The sequence below is a fragment of the Evansella vedderi genome (assembly GCF_030813435.1).
GTDB lineage: Bacteria > Bacillota > Bacilli > Bacillales > Salisediminibacteriaceae > Evansella > Evansella vedderi.
Map to the genome: position 1 here is coordinate 1 of NZ_JAUSUG010000003.1, position 18180 is coordinate 18180.

The window sequence follows — 18180 nt, forward strand, 5'->3', positions numbered from 1 at the left end:
TCTGAGTTTAAACGTTCAACTAGAAGTTGTATTTCAGGAATTCTTTCAACAAGTCTTACCACAAGTGCTTGAACCATTGCAGGATAGTTTAATTCAACAGGTCTACCTAATTGGGATTTTTTCGCTACGATAGAAAGGATTGGATTGATATCAATCGCTGAAAAAATTTCATCGTAACGTTGGGTAGGCTCTAAATCAAATAAAATTTGCATGCTAAAAAGGCTCTCTTGTCGTACAATAGACATAGGAGTCTTCCCCCTTCGAATTTGTTGGTTTGGTCACTTACTAAATTCGACATTTGGGGAGGTACTCCTTTTTTCATGCTTTGAAACCCTTGGCCCATAAGGGCCGAGATTTATGAAATTCATTCAAATAGTAAAAAATAAAAAATAATCTTTTTTTGCATTTTTTCCAAAATATCTCCTCCACTGTTTAGTCGCGTTTCGTGCTCATTACCTTCCCCTTTAGATAAGTTTTATGTGCTCAGTAAAGTAATATTTTATGATTTTTACTACTTGAATCAATTTCATAATTCAGTTTCATATAATGAGAACATATATAGAATAATATTTATATCTTTTTAAAAATAATTAATTTTACCCGTTTCATAATGCCTTTATGAGACACGTAAGTCACACTTCCATTTCGTTACGCGTTTCATGTACGCTTTATGAAACACGTAACTTATGCTTCTGGTACGATACATGTTCCATAAATTTGTTTATGAGACAAGTAAACTTCTAACTAGTCTTCCATTTTCTTTTCAAACTAGAAGAAGAGTAAAATAGACATTAGGGGAGGTACTCCTTTTTTTACTTTTCTTCAGCTATGGCAAGTTGTCCGACAGTTATGCCATTATCCCCTTCAAATTCTTCTAAACTCCCAATACTTCATCTCTGTCTTAATGATACCACTAATTCCCTTTTATTTAGGATAAAAATGTAAAAAAGGCGTCTCCGCTTGTTGCAGAAACACTTCCCCTTTATAGGTACAAAAAAGAGCTGCATATTTCATTCAAGAATAAATCCAATACTCCATCGATGGTTACTTTGTTTGAACCCGACCATTTTTCGTACTATACTAAAGAAAAGCCTATAAGGAAGGATGTATCATGACCAAACATCATATCTATACAATGAGTGTCGCAAGGGTCTATCCCCATTATGTTACGAAAGCAGAGAAAAAAGGACGTACAAAAACAGAGGTCGATGAAATCATCCGTTGGTTGACAGGATACAGCCAGGGAGAGTTAGAATCGCAACTAGAAAAACAGACAGACTTTGAAACCTTTTTTGCGGAAGCTCCCAAACTGAATCCTTCGAGGGCTTTGATCAAAGGTGTGGTCTGCGGTGTCCGAGTGGAAGACATCGAAGAGCCGACGATGCAGGAAATTCGCTATTTGGATAAGCTGATTGATGAGTTAGCAAAGGGAAAGGCGATGGAGAAGATATTGCGGAAATAATAATTAAAAATGAAGAAACACTGATCCTAATTATAAAAATAAAAGAATCGGTGTTTTTTTTGTTGTATCGACAATAATCAAGAAGCTTCATTCACTATCACCTCTTTACTTCAATAAGCTATGAAATTCTATTAGGCTTCATATTTTATTAAAACTGCCTTAAACCTTGATGCAATAAGTACACCTATAAGACCAGCTATACTCATAGTAACAACATTTCCCCAGCCTAATTCTCCGTCTAAAAAAATGCGATAAATTTTAAGACTGGTTAGCGTAATATTTTAATATAATTCCAAGTGTGTATAGTCCAAAGAAATATATTAAAAATACGTTTAAATACATAAAAATAACAAGAATTAGAAGACCGCCAACGAAGATTAATACCAAATCTACTGCTACATTTTTATTTTTCTTTTTCAACATCTTATATATAATCATCAATGAGTAAAACAGAAACACTAAAATAAACCCTAATAAAGCTACCATTTCGCACCCCCTTATCCTTATTACGATTAGATAACAAAAAAGTTTCTTAAAATGTTCGTAAACGCCAAAAGAGCAGCGGGCGGCAACTTGTTTTTCTTAAAGAGTATTTTATTCTTTTCCTAAAGAGAATCCCTCAAACAAACGCCCTCCATATGGTTGTAAAATGCTATCCACTAATTGAATGATTTTATCTTTTTCTCCAAATTTATAAAATGTATCAAACGCTTCTACAAATTGTTCTGTAAAACTCTCGTCATAGTGTTTTAGTGAACGAATTACCCATTTTGAGGAACCAATCCATTGTCGATTTGTTCTTAATACAAATTCACTAACTCCTTCAGCTAGGGTATTCGTAATAAAAATTTCTTCTGCTCTATTTGTACAGCCTATCAAATCATCCAGGGCATCAGTAAGAAAATATCTTTTAATTTCAATGGTTTTAGGCGACCATACGGCTGGCCTTTATCCAATAACTCTTTAGCTTCTAATTTTATTGATTCGATTATTCCCTTATCTTTTATTATTACTCCTTCTGAAACCATTCTTGGCATGGAAGGTCTAGCCCTTTCAACATCACTATTAAAAAAATCTTTATATGATGTTAAGTTGTGGGCAAATACTTCTATATTCCAATCAAAATCAACGATTGATTCCCTGTATGATGAGGGGAGCTGTTTATCAAAGATAATAATGTCAAGGTCTGATGTTTCCGTTATTTGACCACGAACGACACTTCCCCCTAACAAAGCTCCTTGGCAGTCTGGAAAATGTTTATTAACAAATTGCTTTGCTGCCTTTATCGGTTCTATTTTATTCATTTTACTTTCTCCTAATTTTATTAAAATTCATTTTTAAAGGTCCCTCATCCGTAAACGGTCAACCTATTGTTTTTGAAAATAATCGAATCATTACTCCTCCACTTCTAAACCAAAAAATTCTTTAACTTCATCTAAATTACTTGTTATTAAAACAACATCTCTTGTATTAAAAATAACGTAACTAGGATACTCCTCAATTCCTAATAATTTTGCATTTTCTGGTGGCCCTTCCGCCCCTGTACTTACGAAGCCCGTTTCAATTGTTTCTAAATCGGAAATGATATCCATGACTTCATTTGCCTCATCAACCCTATCATTGTGACTTTCCATACTATCAAAAAACAGATGCAACGTATATTTTCCTTCTTCATAGGATTTAAGTTGTTCAATAACGTCCTCTTTTGTTCGTACCACTTCTACATGTTTGATTTTTTCCGCCGTATATATTGGGAACAATGTCCGTCCCTCTTCCTCTAAGGATATTTCATAAATATTTGCTACTGTACGTTCTTCTACAAATTCCTCTTTCACCCATGCTTCAATATAACGTACTGAAATTTCTTCAAGGGTCAATTCCTCACCAGCTTCGTTTATGATCTCCGTATCATTCGTAACTTTAAGCCAATATCCGTAAACATATTCCGTTCCAGTAAAACTTTGCTTTTCTCTTGGGTTTCTATCATCATCTACATGTACAAAAATCATTTGGTCATCAAAGTCACCCAGATAAGTTATCCCTTGAAGATCCGCTTCTCTTGTTATTTCTTTGTTTTCATTGGTACCCATACAACCTAATAAAAAAATGAAAAGGACGAAAAGATAAATTACGAGCCTCACTATATCAACACACCTTTTAAAAAATTATTTTGCCTTTACAAAACAAGCCATTGAAATTAAATCATAGTATTTTCCAACGTCTATTTTGATTGCATTTTTCTTACGACCTTCTTCGTGAAATCCAGAATTTCTGTATAATCGAACAGCATTACTATTCTCAGATACCACTTCAAGACATACCTTTTCTATTTTAGAGTTATTCTTTGCCCATTCTAAAAATTCAGTAAGTAATATCTTCCCTATCCCCTGATTTCTGAATTCCTTTTTCACACTCATACCAAAAGAGCCTTGATGTTCAATTCTCCTTTTCTGTCCACCATGAAAATCTAATGTTCCAACAATTTCTCCATTATATTCAGCCAATATGGCTAACTTACTTACACCTTCTAACATTTTCTGTAAAAAACACTTTTGTTGATTAACCGTTAATTTAAACTCTTCCTCAGTAGTAATCAGGTAAGGTTCTTTACAAATAATGGTTTTATTAAATTCTAACACTTTTTCTGCATCATCTGGAAAGGCTGTTCGTAGAAAAAACGCTTCTCCATTTCTCATATAACATTTTTTTGTTTCAACCTTTCCCATAGTACAACCCCCAATTTTATGTATCAGTTCCAAATGTTTATTTACATTTTAACATTCATTTCCTTTACAACTGACAAAAAAGCACTTCTTTTAAATCCATTCTTATTTCAACCAAATGCCTCCGAATTATTTATTTATTAAAAGAAAGTGAAACCTTTTATAAAACAACACGTAAATATACACGTACAAAAAATAGGGGGTTTTATTTAATGAAAAAAATAATTGCATTTCTTACAGCATGCTCTACGGCTTTTTTCCTAGGTGCATGTAGTGATCAAGTGGCTGGAGATAAGTCGTTAGAAGATATCTTAAACGAGTCCATAACCACAATGGAAGAACTAAAGAGTTACACTATGGATCAAGAAATGGAACAACAACTGGGTATGACAGGGGAAGAGTCCGTAACAATGAATATGAATATGACATCAGAAATACATCAAGACCCAATGCTTCTTTTCCAAACAATGTCAATGGATATGTTTGGGGAAACACTTTCCTATGAATCATATTTCTCAGAAGAACATGGATTTTATATAGAGGACCCTATGATGGGACAATGGATCAAATACCCAGACTCTCTCGTTACTGAATTAATGGATCTAGAAGCACAGATGAGTCCTGAGGATCAATTAATGACATTGCAGCAGTATATATCTGACCTCTCCTTAACAACAGATAATGATTCCTATATTATCAACCTAACAGGAGAAGATGTGGATATGCAGGCTATCTTTGAACAATTGAGCGGTTTGTTTGGAGATGGAATGGGAGAAATGGACGAATTACTTTCTGAGATGATCATTGATGAACTAGAATACGAGATTGTTATTGACAAAGATACAATGTATCAAACAGAAGCTACCGTAAAAATGGCATTCACGATGGATCTTATGGGAGAAGCCATCTCTACAACCCAGAACATGCATATTAAATTCAGTAACTTTAATGAACTAGACTTTATCGAAATTCCCGAAGACGTTATAAATAATGCAGTGGAAATGTCAGAAGAGGATTTATTCGGTTTTTAATACTACTATATAAAGGATTACTCAATGGGCTTCCTCTTACCAATTGAGTAATCTTTTTTTTAGCAGACATGTAACTCAAATACTTTGCGATCCTTTACCCAAATCTGTCATTTATTTTTTATGTAGCACTATGTAAGGTCATGAATTTATTTACTCTTTTTTCCTAATATATAATTATCAAGTTCCTAAGCTTGTTACTGATATATTGTTCAGTGGATAAAGGTCAACCAGTAAACTGGTTAACCTTATAAAAGGGTCGGAAACCCAATAATAAATATGACTGCATCTTAGATTACAGAATTTATTTATTGTTATTTTGTTGGTTATTTTGTTGGTTATTTTGCTGACGATTGTTTTGTTGGTTAGGTCCGATATTCCCAATGGTGTTTACTGTTTTGCCAACGGCCTGTGCAGTTTGGTCAACCGCGTTCATAGCAATATTTTCTGTGGCTTGAATCGTATTTTGCGCAGCGTCAAAAACAACATCAGCAGTGCTTTTAATTGTATTTGCAACACCTTGAGTTACTTGATTCTGTTGATTCTGTTGGTTTTGCTGATTTTGCTGGTTTTGACCATTTTGTTGATTGTTATGGTTTCGATTTTGATTTGGCATGGTTTTCACCTCCTGAAAATAGACTGTGTACAATTTAAATTAATATCCCATTTTTTTTTAAAAATTTAAGTATAGAAATAAAAAGTTATTTTCTAAGAGATTGTTGGTATAAGGAAGTATATTCTGCTTGGATACGCTACAGGCATTATGTCACCGTCCTGGTTCCGCGGGCAACGCTTCAAAGAGCGATGCTTCGTCGAGTATTCTTCGATTTGTCTCGACGGATACACTACGTAGCTAAGCTAGTAGAGGAAGAGACAGCCACTTGAATGTCTTCAGCTGCTCCTGCGATTACTCGTCGCAAGAAAAGAATGTTGCCTTTCCCGCTGGAGTTGCCGCCTTCCGCTTCTCCAAGCTTTTAAAATTAAGCAACAAAGTTTGCGAAAGCAGCCAAATAAAAATAATACCCCCCAGCCCCGTAATATAATGAGCAAAAAGAAAAAAATGAATTCTCTCCGCAGTAAGAGAGAATTCGTTTAAGCATTAGGTAATTATTCATTTCGGTTAGAACCGGAGGAGGAGAGTAGCTCCTGTTCTTATTTCGGTAATTTTAGGGAACAAAGATATTATTAATTTTTTCCCTAAATTCAATACTGGAAATAATTAGATAAGAAAAACAATTCTCCTTTTAAACTCCCTTGTATTCCTATATAAAAAAACTTAAAGCAATTATGTGAATTTTTCCCTAGCATTTAATAAAGTAAAAAAGCAAATACTTTTCAAGTATTTAACACACTCACCTCCCTATTTATTATCAAAAAAGAGAAGGCGATACCGTTGAGAAGAAAAATGCTTTTATTCCTATTATGCACTACTATCTTCCTATTAGGATTTGACCTAAACGAAACGGAAGAAATGAAAATTATGGCGACGATTAACCAAATGGTGGATTCCATTAATGAAAAAGATGCACAGAGGTTTATAAGTGTATTGAACGATCATTTTATTAAAGAAACTTATGGTAATAAGAAATATATTGAGAATAACATTCAAAAATTTGGGAATATCACCAGTGTGTATATATATTATACTTCTGTTAAATCCTATTATGCTGTCTCGTATTACTATCTCACATATGAAGCCAGGTCTGGATGGTGTAGTGACTTTAACGGAATCATTCTTTTAGAAAAGGTTAACAATGATTGGAAAATTCACAGTGTATCAGAAGAAGAAATAAACTCTAGCCAACGTACTTGAGTTAATTGGACCCTACTTTTAAATAGGCTATTTTAATCTTCTCTACCGGATAATGCCCTTTGTGCTAAACGCATGTCGTTCTTTAAAAGAGTTTCCAGGTTATATGCAGGATAAAAACTTCTTTGGTGCATAAATCGAAACACTTCTTCATGTGAATCGATACATTCGCTTAACTGCCTTTTCAGCACTTTTCTTACTGAAGGTGTTGCCGTTTCTGTTATGGCAATACCATAATTTCGTACGGTTGTCTTTGCTAATCCTAATAACTCACCTGCAAAAAAGCCAGTCATAGGGTCTTCACGATCTTCTTCTTCCTCTGAATCTGAACGCATTTCATCTAGATCTTCCCTATCTTTAAACGGAGGCATCTCAGGAAAAAACACTAATAAATCCCTTAAATTCCTTGTCGTACCTTGAATAGCCTTTTGATATAACCGTCTTAACTCTGGATCGGTCACCTCAGGAAGGGATTTCTTCAATTTTTGCAGCCCGATTGACTGAAAGGCAACAAGTTCATGGATTTCTAACGTTTCATGCCAAGCTAAATGATTACTCATTCCGTTACAACTCCCTTTTATAATTTAGAACAAAATGATCAAACCTAGATGCTCAAAACTAGACTATTCACAGGATGGTTTGTTTTGTTCCAAATTTAGGCAATTGCGTAGTAGTGGAAAGGTGACATGGTTGTGTACGCCAGGAAATTTGGTCACTTGGCTTCATTGAGATTTAAGTTTGTTTTACTAACGCCCCCGTCGTAGCCAAACATTTTGAATTCCAATACAGTTTAGTCCTTTTTTTAGAAAAAGAAAGTAAATATAAATTTTATTAATTTATTACAATAAGCCTTTACTTTTAACCTTTTTATGACAACATGCACAACAATATTAAGAGTAAATTACAATAAAGTTATTAAATAAAAATGAATAAAGTTATCTAGTAAAATAAAATTAAGGATAGGTGATAGAAGGCTTCTTATAAAATAAATTAAATTATTTCACAAGAATGGTCAAAAGTATGTAATTGCAGGAATCCCTAAAATTACAACTTTTAGTATGCTATCTTTTAAATTCTGAGACTATTATTCTTTCTATGATTTTTCCAATCAATCTTTTTAGATAACAGAGCAAACGACCATTTAAAGATTATTTGAACACGCGGCAATTAGAAAAGCTAAACAAGCAAAATTCGACTATAGAAAAGGAAGGCGTTAAAACAATGGGTATTTTAAATAAAGCAATTGAAGCAAAAAGGCAAAAATTAATTGATTTATTGATTTCTTCTGGGGTTTACAAAGTGAATAACAAACAATTATATAAACTTACGCTTTCTGAATTACAAGATGAATTTAGGAGGTTAGATAATAACGAATGAATAGGATAGTAACAGATACAAAGAAAAATGGTATATGGAAAAGTCCACCTTAGATACTAATTTCAGCATATGGACCTATACTTTTTATTGTTTCTTTTTCATAAGATAACAAAGTAGTGAAGAGGAGGGTTTCATTTTGAAGATTAAACGAATTGATTCAGAAAAAAACTTACCGACTTTTCGTGCCTCTGATGAGTTGAAATCTCAAAAGCAAACTCCACAACCGGATAATCAAAGGATTACCGCTTACCAAAAACAGAATAAGATTCAACAACAACTTGAAGACAAAGTTAAAAAATCAGTAGCAACTGAACTTTTTGATGTTATTGTTCATTTAAATTGTGATGTCCAAAAGGACCTTAAAAGACTAGATAAGATTCTTGGTAACTCTTTTAAACCGAAAAAGGTTTTTAAGTATATTAATGCTTTTCTAGCTGAGTTAACACCAGCTCAGATTAGAAAATTAAATACACAACAGGATGTTAAATTTATCGAGGAAAATATTGAAATTCATATCAATCTAGATACGGCTAATAAATGGTTTAGTACCGAAAGAGCTCGAGAGGATTTTCAATTATCAGGACGAGGAATAACCATTGCCATTGTTGATACAGGTGTCGATAACGAGCATATGGATCTGAGTGGAAATAAGGTTGTTGGCTGGAGTGACTTTGTTAATGGCGTTGAATCCCCCTATGATGATCAAGGTCACGGTACCCATGTTGCCAGTATTGCGGCTGGAACAGGGGATGGAAACTACCGATATCATGGTGTCGCCCCTGAAGCTTCCATTGTTGGGGTAAAAGTATTAGACCGAACTGGGTCTGGTTCGATGTCGCAAATTATTGAAGGAATAGAATGGCTCATCGATAATAAAGACACCTATAATATTCATATTGCAAATCTTAGCCTGGGTTCAGTAGGAAGCTCAGATGGACTTGATGCATTATCTCAAGTTTGCAATGTTGCCGTCGATCATGGGATCATTGTAGTCGTATCTGCTGGAAATTCAGGACCTAATCGATACACCATAGGGACTCCTGCTGCTGCGGAAAAAGCGATTACTGTCGGTTCAATGGCAGACGTTGGAGAGAGGGGATTTTTCCTAAACCTTTATTCCTCCAGAGGACCAACTGCCGATGAACGAATCAAGCCAGATATTATCGCACCAGGTCACCGAATAACAGCAGCAAGAGCAAATTCAAGGTCTGATTATATAACATTTAGTGGAACGAGTATGGCATCGCCTTATGTAGCAGGAACAGTAGCCTTAATGTTAGAAGCAGATCGTGAATTAACTAACAATCAAATAAAAGGGATCCTGTTTGAATCCTCACAAGATTGGGGAGGACCTGATAAGGATATCGATTATGGGTATGGACGTTTGCAAGGCTATCAAGCTGTCATGACAGCCGCTGATGTACGTGGAGATATACCAGAAACCCCTACGCACATTTCACAAAACGGCTCTCTACAAAATCGATCACAAGACATATGGCAATACGCAGTGAACAATCTATCTTACCCTGTTTCTATAACCATGATCCAAGAAAATGAAAGGATTGACTTTGATCTCTATATCTATGATTCAAATGGAAATATAATTGGATACTCCAATTCAACAGATAGGCAGGAGACAGTTTCGTTTGTTCCTCGAAGAACAGGAAATTATTTCATTGAAGTATATAGTTTCCACGGAAGTGGACATTACTTCTTAGATGTGAGTGGAGGATAATGTCTAGTTCCTAACAAGCCTACTACGGGATTTGTGATCGTGTAGCTACAACCCTTCAAACCGACAAACGCGCCAGCAGTTATTCACATCCCTAAGAAAATTAATAATAAAACCCAAAATAAGAAAGAAGGTTGATGCAGAAAACATCAACCTTCTGATTTTATTGATTTTTCTACTGTGGTTCTTCTTGTTTGCCCACTCCCGAAGAAATTCGGCAATTTTCCCATCCCTCGTATAAACAATTATTTACTATTTACAATATTCTTTACTGTCAGAGATAGTTGTACTAAGTATCAATTACAACATTTTACTAATTTTATAGTATAACATTTTAAAGCTTTAGTGCATATCTTGAACTACCCACCACTTATCGACCTTATGGTCTGATTGAAGTGGGGGATTCCTAAGAACACCAGCGTAACCGCCAATTTTTGATTAGGCTATCCCCGCAGTTCCTGCGGTTAGAAGCCTTACAGCTTCATTTCTAAGATTTAGTCCTGCGTTAATATCTCTTTGGTGATGGGCTCCACATTTGCAAGTCCACTCACAACAAATTCAGATCTTTAACTTCTTTGTTTTTATAGCCACAACATGAACATAGTTGGGAACTAGGAAAGGTCTTACTCACTTCCACAACGGTCTTGCCGTACCATTCAGCCTTATTTTGGCTATCGCCAACTGACATTCATCTCCCTCTTATCGCTGGGCTAAAGCCCTTCTCGCGATTGAAGAGGGAGGCTTCTGTCGGAAATGATAAATAACATTAGGTTTTAGGGGGAGACTGTGAATGTCAAAAAAATTACTGGAAGAGATTGAAATGCTTTTGCAGGGTAGAATCAATCAAATCCTTCAAAATAATGAAATTCAAAATCACGATAAACTTCCAGGTCTAGTTGAAGCCTTAAAACTCATTAAAGAAAAAAGTTGGAAGTAATTATTTCAAAAAAACCAATTACTTTATAAAACTTATCTGCTCTTCTCGTAGCCAATACAAAAAGTTCCTCACTCCAGCTAATTATGCCATTTGCGTAAAAAACTGGATGGTGCAACTCTAACACACATCCAAGGTTCATCCACTATTTTAAATTGTGCATATACGTTTTTACGCATCTCGGTTCCTTCTCCCTCCACATCCTTCACCACACGATACATCCCAGCCTCCTCTAACTTGTCCAGCTTAATTTCTTTCGTAACACTCAATAACTCAGCTAGCGTTTTAATATTGTTCGCATACATAATTAGAAATTGTGCAGAGAGAAGAATATCAAATTCTGTATAACTTTTGTCCGTATTCATAGCTTCAGCCTTTCAAGACCAATCATGCCTAGTGAGCGCTTCACGTTAAGTCCATAAGCCCCAATCTTGGCATTCATGTGTATAAAGATAAAAGGTACATTCTAGCAACCTTTAATCGAGAAAACTGTAGATAAGGATACTTTAGTTGTTAACCCCGTAATGTAGTTCTATAAACTGATTATAGTTTTTTGTACCTTTTAGTGTTAGATCTAATTGATAATCACCTTCTTTAAATAATGGTATTCCATTACCAATTACAGTCGGGGCAATTGTTAAAATAATTTCATCAACTAATTTTTCTTTTATGAAAGATTGTAGTAATTCTCCTCCTCCAACAATCCAAATATTTTTTCCTTCTTGGTTTTTAAGTTCGTTTGTAAAACTAGTTATATCATCATTTATAAAACGTACATTTTCGTTATCTTCAATAGGAGACCTTGTAAAAACATAGCACTCTTTGTTTTTATATGGGAATTCACCTGTTTCATGTTTCATTATCCAATCATAAGTTTTTTTACCAATTAAAACAGTGTCAACAGTTTCATAAAACTTTGCATAACCATTGTCACCTTCACCTTCAACCTTAAATAACCAATCTAAAGACTCATCCTTTGTTGCTATATACCCGTCTAAACTGGTTGCAATAAATAATACTAAATTTCTCATAATATCTCCCCACACCTCTCCCTTAGCACGCTCCAGTACTCAATATTTCATTTGATTACAGCCACAAGAATGTACCGTCTCTACCTATAAGTCAGCTACTTTATATTTTTTGTATGCTAATGGGGTCATCTTCATTGACTTTCGGAATTTATCAATGAAATAGCTTGTGCTATTAAACCCTACTTGATAGGCAACATCAGTGACATTGGTTTCTGATTGTTGAAGTAAAAGTAGGCTTTTTTGAATTCGGTAATCGGTTACGTAATTCAAGAGTGTTTTCTTTAGTGTTCGTTTGAAATATCGGCAGCATTCAGAACGACTTAACCCGCCAGCTCGTGCAATATCGTCTAACAAAATTTTCTCAGAATAGTGTGTGTGTATCCAATTTAACATTTGCTTCATTCGATGATTCTTTAACATTTCCGTCTGTTCGTACACTAATTGAACACCATTCATAATTAGGTTCTTCCAAATGAATGTTAGATGTTGGCTGATGTCAATTTCATAATATGGTGGATTTTCTTTTATTAACTGATTAATTTTCATCATTGAGTCTAAAATATTTTTTGCCCAAAGCTCTTTTGGAACCAAGTGTAAATAAGGCATGTTAGTTGCCTGTATATAAGGGTTTACAAAGCTGGTATAAAGTTCTTGTGATAAAACGAAACTTGGAGAAACATTTAAACAAATGTAAACACAACTCGAATCATTCTGATCTTTTGCCATGTGCAGACAGCCACTATTTATAAATAGACTATGATTATCGGTAGTTTTGCCCTAAGTTTTGTCCATCCACCTTGGCAAATGGATTTTAAATCCTTAACAGTAGAGGCTTATTTATACTTACTATTTGTTATCATTTTTGGCACAATGATTGCATTTTGGTTTTATATAAAAAGTTTACAAAGTCTCGTAGCTAAAGAAACTAGTCTTCTAGGAAGTGCCGAGCCATTAGCAGCTGTTTTCACCACCGTATTTTGGTTGAAAGAACCCTTTGGAACTTTTCAATGGTTTGGTACAACTTTTATCATTCTCATGATTCTATTATTGGCTTTGAGTAAAGAAACTTCTTCAAAGAATTGCAAACAAAATAAAAGGCCCCTCAAAATCAGCTAATTCGCTGAAGGGGATATCATTCACTGCAGTTAAGTACAATCTTTACAAAGAAACTCTAGTAATCCAATTTATCAGACTCACAAATCATAGCCATAAACCCACCACCTCAAAATAATGTATAAATATTTCTATTTATTAAATATTACACATCGAAGAATTGAGAATTTATAGTTTTATTATCTAATCATCGTAACAATAGGTAAGCGTTTGATGTTAATTCCAGCTTCTCCCCTGCTCTGTACCGTACGTGGGGCTTTCACTACATACGGTACGCCATTTATCTGAATTTGATGAACAGTAACATTTACCAAAAGTTATGTGTTAACATAGAAAAACGAACAATCCATTATAAAAAATTTTATTACTCCCCCCTCCTTTAGCGGTATCATTATTTCCTAATTATGTACATCATTACTTACCTAGTACGCTCTACGATTCATTAAATAAATTTCAAACGCGTCATATCACTGGCGGGGGCAATATCCCACACCACAAAGTAGGTGGAAGGATCGTTCGGATCCAACTTATATTTCACCAAATCCAATTACTAGTACCATAGTTCTGGATCTGATTTCATTGAAATACAACATGTTGTTTTCTTGGCTATTTCTACCTTTCAAAATCAATTCATGACTTCGCAAATAGCGTTGTTTTTTAAACTCTAATTATGTATTCACGATATTACTAAGAAGAATGACCTATTTATCTTTCAATTGTTTCAGTAATTCTATAATCTCTTTTTTTTGTTCATTTGCCTTATTCAATTTACGTTCAATTGCAAATAGCGTAGACATTAACAAACCAAAAGCGATAATCCAAAATATAACCATTTCCCTCTCTCCTTTACTTGAACAATAGTAGTAATTACTTAGTCAGCTTTCAAATTAACCATTACTTGTAAACGACCTCTTAAATACTTCCTTCATTCCCTCTCCTGAAATATTTAAATAAAACTACGTTTCCGATTATAAGTAAAACTGTCATTGAAATAGCGTAGAAGATTGCTTTAAAAGTGTAACTAAGGAATTCCAGACTACTTACCAGCACAGAACCTAAAATACACGTTAATACAATTACTAATAATAATTTATCCTTCATTTTATTTCCCCCTTCTAATCGGCGACATTCCCTTTGCATAAACAAACTACTATTTTAGTATTCTCCCCATTACTTTAACGAGAGTAGTTACAATATCCTCTGCCGTCTCTAATTTCATTTAAATATTAATTTCCCTCGAATAAGCTATCAATATGTTCATTTACTTTCTGGTTCCCAAATTCAATATCTTCCGGGTTAGCTGGTTCACCAAAATTTTCATAGACATATTGATCCATATAAGCTACTGTGGTAATAGAAATATCCTCCCAAACTTTAAAGTATTCTTCGGAAGATACCCCTAGTATTGCGGCTTGCTCAAAGAATTCTTTAAATTCATTTTCTTCAAACCTTTCACTTGCCTTGGAGTCAGGAAACATTGCCTCCTTTCTTTCTTCGATTTCTTTTTCAGTAACAACTATTCCCATATTTGATAAAATAATAAACATTAATAAAAATGGTAGTTTCATCATAATTCTTCCCCCACAAGCGCTTGCCCTATTCCGTTTTTTTAATATGATTAGTAAAAGTAAATTACTTTGTTCCTAATGTTGTTTCCTAAAATCACCATTAAAATTATCTACGTTATAAATAGTAAAAAGTTTCACAGTGTTAAGGAAAGTCCCTTGTTTTTATTTCTCACACTAAACCTTATAAAAAGCTAGCCTTTGATTTCGTGTTTTTATTTTAGTATAGTTTAGCATTATTTTCCTTTTACAAGGCAATAAAAAGAGCATTCCTTTATAAAAGAATGCTACCTTTTGTTAACGTGGGGATAGAATGTTGTAGGAATTAATAGCCACTATTGGCGTCTTGATTTTCCGGTTCATACCCCATTTGTCTTAATTGCTCCTGTGCCATTTTTAATGTATTTTCCGTATACTGCTGCCAGCTGATGATCGTTTGGATAAATTCTTTAAAGTCAGCCGGGGCATTGTCCCTCATGACATATAGCCACTTCGTTACTTCTTGATCTGCATCCAATGCACTGTCTACACAAGAAACCAACGTTTTTATAATCGACTCGTGAGACTCGCTACCCTGTAGTCGCTTGGCACTACCCAATGCCGTGACTCGGTGATACGAAGCATCATAAAGATGTTCATGCATTTGTCGATTCCCTTCTAAATCTTCCGTTTCCGGGATATGATATAATTGCGAACTCATGGAACAAACCATTTCTTCCCCATGTAAACTTTGGCTTAACAACTCCAGAACAGACGACCAATCCTGCCGATAAGAATAATACATTACATTCACCTACTTTTTTGATTTCCATATATCCTATGTCTTTTACCTAATTTTGCCTCAAAAAAATTAAATGAATGTTTCAGTAACTGCTTGTAGGGAAGAAATGTCTTTTTTGCATGCGTGTATTCGAGAAAATCTAAAAAGGGTAACAGACAACGCTGCTACCCTTTTTATAAAAGTGTTAGTTTTTTCCTTTTAGCTGACAATGTTCACTTAATAACATATGAAGTTAAAGCACAGCCTTTATTAATAAACATCTCTCTGGTAACGTTTTTCTTTCTTCATGGTTGCTAACTGTTCTTCCGCTTCTTCACGGCTCATGTTTCCTTCTTTTTCAATAATCGTAATTAATGCTTCATGGACATCTTTTGCCATATACTCCTTATCTCCACAAACGTAGAAATAGGCCCCGTCTCGTAGCCAGTGATATATTTCTTGGCTGTTTTCCAACATTTTGTGCTGTACGTAAACTTTTTCAGTGGTATCACGGGAAAACGCAGTGTCTAGCTTTGTTAGGACACCTTCCTCTTGATACTTTTCTAACTCGTCCTGATATAGGAAGTCTGTTGATGAGTAACGGTCTCCGAAGAATAACCATGATCTTCCACTGACTTTATTTACTGCTCGTTCTTCAATAAAGGAACGGAATGGCGCGATTCCTGTTCCTGGACCAATCATGATAATGTCTGCCTCTTCTGACTCAGGGAGTCTAAAGTGTTTATTCACTTGAACAAATACTGGTAGTGTATCACCTTCATGAACACGTTCCGCACATTGAACGGAACAAACTCCGTTTCGCTCTCGTCCGTGTGCCGTATAGCGTACAGCACCAATGGTTAAATGCACCTCATTTGGATGTGCTGCAAGACTGCTAGCAATAGAATAAAGACGCGGCGGGATCTTTCTTAAAAGGGATACGATGTCCTGGGAAGAGCAGTTCCATGGACCAAAGTCACGTAACATATCAAGTAAATCACGTCCGTCGATATACTCCTTCAACTGACTTGCGTTTTCCTTATCTACGAGGTTTTTTAACTCTTCGTTATCCGTCAATTCTGACGCCTTTTGTAGGGTCTTCTTTGTCAATAAGGTAATTTCGAAGTAGTCAGTCAATGCTTCCTTTAATGGAAGTGTTTCTCCTTGTTTATTAATGGTTACTGTCTCTTCGCCGTCCCAATTCATTTCCGAAAGAAGGGCACCCACTAGTTCTGGATCATTTTCTGGAACAATTCCTAGGGTATCACCTGGAACATAGGAAAATCCTGAACCTTCTAGAGATAACTCCATATGTCTTGTTTCCTTACTTGAACCCTCACGATTTAAATTAATATTTTTGAGTACCTTTGCTTGAAATGGATTTGTTCTTGAATATTCTGGCATTTTTTTCTCCTTTGTTTTGTCAACGAGAATTTGCATATACTTCACCCCTATATTATTTTACACATCTTTAAATATAAGAACAATCATGGGCTGTTTCTCAAGAAAAAATAGGTTGGTTTTCTAAGAAAATGATCTTGAATAATTGTGTTACCTACTTATTCGAGTTTTTTTGCCATAAACGTTCATAGTTCACCTTATTATTTTCTAATTTTAACATATATACATCAGGATTAGTAAGGTCACTCCACTCATTAAACCCAAAGTTTCTGTTATAATATCTTAGAAGTAAGGACATGATATTTCCGTGTGTTACTATTACTATATTCTGTGATTCACTGATTAGGGCTTTCTCTACAACGTTCACGATTCGGTCCATTGCTTCCTTGCTTGACTCCCCACCTTTATATTTCAAATCCATGTCCTCGTAAGTTTCCTTTATCTTCTCTAACCAATCAGGCATATTTATTGTACTTAGGGTCCGCTCGGCCAATCCGTTATTAATTTCAACGTCAATTTCTAACTTTTCAGCTAGTGGTTGTATGGATTGAATAGCCCTTTTAAATGGACTGGAAAGGATTCGGTCAATCCTAACATTTGAAAAAAAATTTGCTAAGTCTTTTGCTTCGTTAAAGCCTTTTTCAGTAAGTGATGCCTCTGGAGGTTGTCCTTCCGCTTCACAATGTCTTACAACATAGATAGTAGTCAATTATCTCACTCCAATTCTATTTAAATTATATAGACTTCGTAGAAACAAGGAAGGATTCCCGTCAATTGTAAAACTCCATGTGTCCTTTTTCCTGTTTATAATAATCCAATCTATCTTGTAAGGTACCAGTATGAAATTCGAATTTATGACCATCTGGATCCGTAAAGTAAATCGATTTTTTGTCCCGTTCATCCCTAGCACGACTTGGTAAAATATTAACCTTCCAATCTATGAGCTTCTGATATACACTCTCAAAATCCTTTTCCTCAATGGAAAAAGCTATGTGTGTGTAAGACTTATGTATTTCTGTCCGAGGGATATTCTCTTCTACATTCAGGGCAAGCCACATACCATTTAAATCAAAATAGGCAGTACTTTTCCCTTTTACTAACAATCTCGCATCAAATACATTACGATAAAAATCAATAGACTTTTCTAAATCAGATACAGAGAATAAAGAATGATTCAGACCTTTTATTTTCAAGTATACCACCTCAACGTTTCTATAAGGGTTATCATAATTAAATTTTAACAT

At 34.8% G+C, this 18180-nt stretch carries 23 protein-coding genes and 4 pseudogenes; 7 read left to right on the plus strand and 20 right to left on the minus strand.

The genetic code is table 11. The features are described 5' to 3' along the window. A pseudogene (locus J2S74_RS04320) lies at nucleotides 1-245 on the minus strand (IS5/IS1182 family transposase); the annotation flags it as partial. An 866-nt stretch (nucleotides 246-1111) separates the two neighbouring features. On the opposite strand from J2S74_RS04320, the gene J2S74_RS04325 reads away from it, so the two are divergent. Beyond that, nucleotides 1112-1462, plus strand: a complete 351-nt coding sequence (locus tag J2S74_RS04325; RefSeq protein ID WP_307322311.1) for a DUF2200 domain-containing protein — start codon at nucleotides 1112-1114, stop codon at nucleotides 1460-1462. Nucleotides 1463-1720: 258 nt separating this feature from the next. On the opposite strand, the gene J2S74_RS04330 is transcribed toward J2S74_RS04325, so the two are convergent. The 5 genes from J2S74_RS04330 to J2S74_RS04350 all read right to left on the minus strand — a co-directional run bounded on the left by J2S74_RS04330 (nucleotide 1721) and on the right by J2S74_RS04350 (nucleotide 4188). Then, a complete protein-coding gene (locus J2S74_RS04330; protein WP_307322314.1) occupies nucleotides 1721-1948 on the minus strand; it encodes a hypothetical protein in 228 nt (75 codons plus the stop codon). Nucleotides 1949-2056: 108 nt separating this feature from the next. After that, complete coding sequence (locus J2S74_RS04335; protein WP_307322317.1) at nucleotides 2057-2341, minus strand: hypothetical protein; 285 nt, start codon at nucleotides 2339-2341, stop codon at nucleotides 2057-2059. Then, complete coding sequence (locus tag J2S74_RS04340; RefSeq protein WP_307322320.1) at nucleotides 2338-2766, minus strand: nucleotidyltransferase domain-containing protein; 429 nt, start codon at nucleotides 2764-2766, stop codon at nucleotides 2338-2340. The genes J2S74_RS04335 and J2S74_RS04340 overlap by 4 nt, the downstream gene beginning before the upstream one ends. Nucleotides 2767-2856: 90 nt before the next feature. Continuing rightward, nucleotides 2857-3603 (minus strand): hypothetical protein, encoded by a 747-nt coding sequence (locus tag J2S74_RS04345; protein WP_307322324.1) that lies wholly within the window; start codon nucleotides 3601-3603, stop codon nucleotides 2857-2859. 24 nt (nucleotides 3604-3627) lie between these two features. Then, nucleotides 3628-4188, minus strand: coding sequence for a GNAT family N-acetyltransferase (locus J2S74_RS04350; protein ID WP_307322326.1), 561 nt, complete (start codon nucleotides 4186-4188; stop codon nucleotides 3628-3630). 209 nt (nucleotides 4189-4397) lie between these two features. Between J2S74_RS04350 and J2S74_RS04355 the strand changes: the two genes are divergently transcribed. Then, the gene (locus tag J2S74_RS04355) at nucleotides 4398-5216 is read left to right on the plus strand and encodes a DUF6612 family protein (RefSeq protein ID WP_307322328.1); all 819 of its coding nucleotides are present in this window, start codon (nucleotides 4398-4400) and stop codon (nucleotides 5214-5216) included. Nucleotides 5217-5517: 301 nt separating this feature from the next. Here the strand turns inward: J2S74_RS04355 and J2S74_RS04360 are convergent, their stop codons facing one another. After that, a complete protein-coding gene (locus J2S74_RS04360) occupies nucleotides 5518-5829 on the minus strand; it encodes a hypothetical protein (protein WP_307322330.1) in 312 nt (103 codons plus the stop codon). Between the two features lie 777 nt (nucleotides 5830-6606). Here J2S74_RS04360 and J2S74_RS04365 point away from each other — a divergent pair. Beyond that, entirely contained in the window at nucleotides 6607-7026 is a 420-nt protein-coding gene (locus J2S74_RS04365; RefSeq protein ID WP_307322332.1) for a hypothetical protein, read from the plus strand. Between the two features lie 32 nt (nucleotides 7027-7058). Here the strand turns inward: J2S74_RS04365 and J2S74_RS04370 are convergent, their stop codons facing one another. Next, nucleotides 7059-7583 carry a spore coat protein gene (locus tag J2S74_RS04370; RefSeq protein ID WP_307322334.1) on the minus strand — a complete coding sequence of 175 codons (525 nt, stop codon included), beginning with the start codon at nucleotides 7581-7583 and terminating at the stop codon, nucleotides 7059-7061. 592 nt (nucleotides 7584-8175) lie between these two features. Here J2S74_RS04370 and J2S74_RS04375 point away from each other — a divergent pair. Both J2S74_RS04375 and J2S74_RS04380 read left to right on the plus strand, forming a co-directional pair. After that, a complete protein-coding gene (locus tag J2S74_RS04375) occupies nucleotides 8176-8400 on the plus strand; it encodes a Fur-regulated basic protein FbpA (RefSeq protein WP_307322337.1) in 225 nt (74 codons plus the stop codon). Nucleotides 8401-8536: 136 nt separating this feature from the next. After that, nucleotides 8537-10135 (plus strand): S8 family serine peptidase, encoded by a 1599-nt coding sequence (locus J2S74_RS04380; RefSeq protein WP_307322338.1) that lies wholly within the window; start codon nucleotides 8537-8539, stop codon nucleotides 10133-10135. A 435-nt stretch (nucleotides 10136-10570) separates the two neighbouring features. Here the strand turns inward: J2S74_RS04380 and J2S74_RS04385 are convergent. Further along, nucleotides 10571-10796 (minus strand): annotated as a pseudogene (locus J2S74_RS04385) (zinc ribbon domain-containing protein); the annotation flags it as partial. A gap of 126 nt (nucleotides 10797-10922) precedes the next feature. Between J2S74_RS04385 and J2S74_RS04390 the strand changes: the two are divergent. Next, the gene (locus J2S74_RS04390) at nucleotides 10923-11069 is read left to right on the plus strand and encodes a hypothetical protein (protein WP_307322341.1); all 147 of its coding nucleotides are present in this window, start codon (nucleotides 10923-10925) and stop codon (nucleotides 11067-11069) included. 77 nt (nucleotides 11070-11146) lie between these two features. Here the strand turns inward: J2S74_RS04390 and J2S74_RS04395 are convergent, their stop codons facing one another. From J2S74_RS04395 to J2S74_RS04405, 3 genes and pseudogenes are all read right to left on the minus strand, one after another. Then, entirely contained in the window at nucleotides 11147-11431 is a 285-nt protein-coding gene (locus tag J2S74_RS04395; protein ID WP_307322343.1) for a hypothetical protein, read from the minus strand. 141 nt (nucleotides 11432-11572) lie between these two features. Beyond that, a complete protein-coding gene (locus tag J2S74_RS04400; RefSeq protein ID WP_307322346.1) occupies nucleotides 11573-12097 on the minus strand; it encodes a dihydrofolate reductase family protein in 525 nt (174 codons plus the stop codon). 84 nt (nucleotides 12098-12181) lie between these two features. Beyond that, nucleotides 12182-12850 (minus strand): annotated as a pseudogene (locus J2S74_RS04405) (helix-turn-helix transcriptional regulator); the annotation flags it as partial. A gap of 3 nt (nucleotides 12851-12853) precedes the next feature. On the opposite strand from J2S74_RS04405, the pseudogene J2S74_RS04410 reads away from it, so the two are divergent. Beyond that, nucleotides 12854-13213 (plus strand): annotated as a pseudogene (locus J2S74_RS04410) (DMT family transporter); the annotation flags it as partial. Between the two features lie 176 nt (nucleotides 13214-13389). Here the strand turns inward: J2S74_RS04410 and J2S74_RS04415 are convergent. The 8 genes from J2S74_RS04415 to fosM all read right to left on the minus strand — a co-directional run bounded on the left by J2S74_RS04415 (nucleotide 13390) and on the right by fosM (nucleotide 18180). After that, nucleotides 13390-13524, minus strand: a complete 135-nt coding sequence (locus J2S74_RS04415; RefSeq protein ID WP_307322349.1) for a hypothetical protein — start codon at nucleotides 13522-13524, stop codon at nucleotides 13390-13392. A 387-nt stretch (nucleotides 13525-13911) separates the two neighbouring features. Next, complete coding sequence (locus J2S74_RS04420) at nucleotides 13912-14043, minus strand: hypothetical protein (RefSeq protein ID WP_307322352.1); 132 nt, start codon at nucleotides 14041-14043, stop codon at nucleotides 13912-13914. 79 nt (nucleotides 14044-14122) lie between these two features. Next, nucleotides 14123-14311, minus strand: a complete 189-nt coding sequence (locus tag J2S74_RS04425; protein WP_307322353.1) for a hypothetical protein — start codon at nucleotides 14309-14311, stop codon at nucleotides 14123-14125. Between the two features lie 125 nt (nucleotides 14312-14436). Then, nucleotides 14437-14781: a hypothetical protein gene (locus J2S74_RS04430; protein ID WP_307322356.1), complete on the minus strand. Its 345-nt coding sequence runs from the start codon at nucleotides 14779-14781 to the stop codon at nucleotides 14437-14439. A 319-nt stretch (nucleotides 14782-15100) separates the two neighbouring features. Beyond that, the gene (locus tag J2S74_RS04435) at nucleotides 15101-15559 is read right to left on the minus strand and encodes a hypothetical protein (RefSeq protein ID WP_307322358.1); all 459 of its coding nucleotides are present in this window, start codon (nucleotides 15557-15559) and stop codon (nucleotides 15101-15103) included. Nucleotides 15560-15805: 246 nt separating this feature from the next. After that, a complete protein-coding gene (locus J2S74_RS04440) occupies nucleotides 15806-16975 on the minus strand; it encodes a sulfite reductase subunit alpha (RefSeq protein ID WP_307322361.1) in 1170 nt (389 codons plus the stop codon). Nucleotides 16976-17090: 115 nt separating this feature from the next. Beyond that, the gene (locus J2S74_RS04445) at nucleotides 17091-17645 is read right to left on the minus strand and encodes a histidine phosphatase family protein (protein ID WP_307322363.1); all 555 of its coding nucleotides are present in this window, start codon (nucleotides 17643-17645) and stop codon (nucleotides 17091-17093) included. Between the two features lie 61 nt (nucleotides 17646-17706). After that, entirely contained in the window at nucleotides 17707-18180 is a 474-nt protein-coding gene (gene fosM / locus J2S74_RS04450; protein ID WP_370875972.1) for a FosM family fosfomycin resistance protein, read from the minus strand.

What these genes read in the sequence shown, in the direction of transcription:
- J2S74_RS04325 (WP_307322311.1), top strand. Translation starts at nt 1,112, where the DNA reads ATGACCAAACATCATATCTATACAATGAGTGTCGCAAGGGTCTATCCC.
- J2S74_RS04330 (WP_307322314.1), bottom strand. Translation starts at nt 1,948, where the DNA reads ATGGTAGCTTTATTAGGGTTTATTTTAGTGTTTCTGTTTTACTCATTG.
- J2S74_RS04340 (WP_307322320.1), bottom strand. Translation starts at nt 2,766, where the DNA reads ATGAATAAAATAGAACCGATAAAGGCAGCAAAGCAATTTGTTAATAAA.
- J2S74_RS04350 (WP_307322326.1), bottom strand. Translation starts at nt 4,188, where the DNA reads ATGGGAAAGGTTGAAACAAAAAAATGTTATATGAGAAATGGAGAAGCG.
- J2S74_RS04355 (WP_307322328.1), top strand. Translation starts at nt 4,398, where the DNA reads ATGAAAAAAATAATTGCATTTCTTACAGCATGCTCTACGGCTTTTTTC.
- J2S74_RS04360 (WP_307322330.1), bottom strand. Translation starts at nt 5,829, where the DNA reads ATGCCAAATCAAAATCGAAACCATAACAATCAACAAAATGGTCAAAAC.
- J2S74_RS04370 (WP_307322334.1), bottom strand. Translation starts at nt 7,583, where the DNA reads ATGAGTAATCATTTAGCTTGGCATGAAACGTTAGAAATCCATGAACTT.
- J2S74_RS04390 (WP_307322341.1), top strand. Translation starts at nt 10,923, where the DNA reads ATGTCAAAAAAATTACTGGAAGAGATTGAAATGCTTTTGCAGGGTAGA.
- J2S74_RS04395 (WP_307322343.1), bottom strand. Translation starts at nt 11,431, where the DNA reads ATGAATACGGACAAAAGTTATACAGAATTTGATATTCTTCTCTCTGCA.
- J2S74_RS04400 (WP_307322346.1), bottom strand. Translation starts at nt 12,097, where the DNA reads ATGAGAAATTTAGTATTATTTATTGCAACCAGTTTAGACGGGTATATA.
- J2S74_RS04420 (WP_307322352.1), bottom strand. Translation starts at nt 14,043, where the DNA reads ATGGTTATATTTTGGATTATCGCTTTTGGTTTGTTAATGTCTACGCTA.
- J2S74_RS04425 (WP_307322353.1), bottom strand. Translation starts at nt 14,311, where the DNA reads ATGAAGGATAAATTATTATTAGTAATTGTATTAACGTGTATTTTAGGT.
- J2S74_RS04430 (WP_307322356.1), bottom strand. Translation starts at nt 14,781, where the DNA reads ATGATGAAACTACCATTTTTATTAATGTTTATTATTTTATCAAATATG.
- J2S74_RS04435 (WP_307322358.1), bottom strand. Translation starts at nt 15,559, where the DNA reads ATGTATTATTCTTATCGGCAGGATTGGTCGTCTGTTCTGGAGTTGTTA.
- J2S74_RS04440 (WP_307322361.1), bottom strand. Translation starts at nt 16,975, where the DNA reads ATGCAAATTCTCGTTGACAAAACAAAGGAGAAAAAAATGCCAGAATAT.
- fosM (WP_370875972.1), bottom strand. Translation starts at nt 18,180, where the DNA reads ATGTTAAAATTTAATTATGATAACCCTTATAGAAACGTTGAGGTGGTA.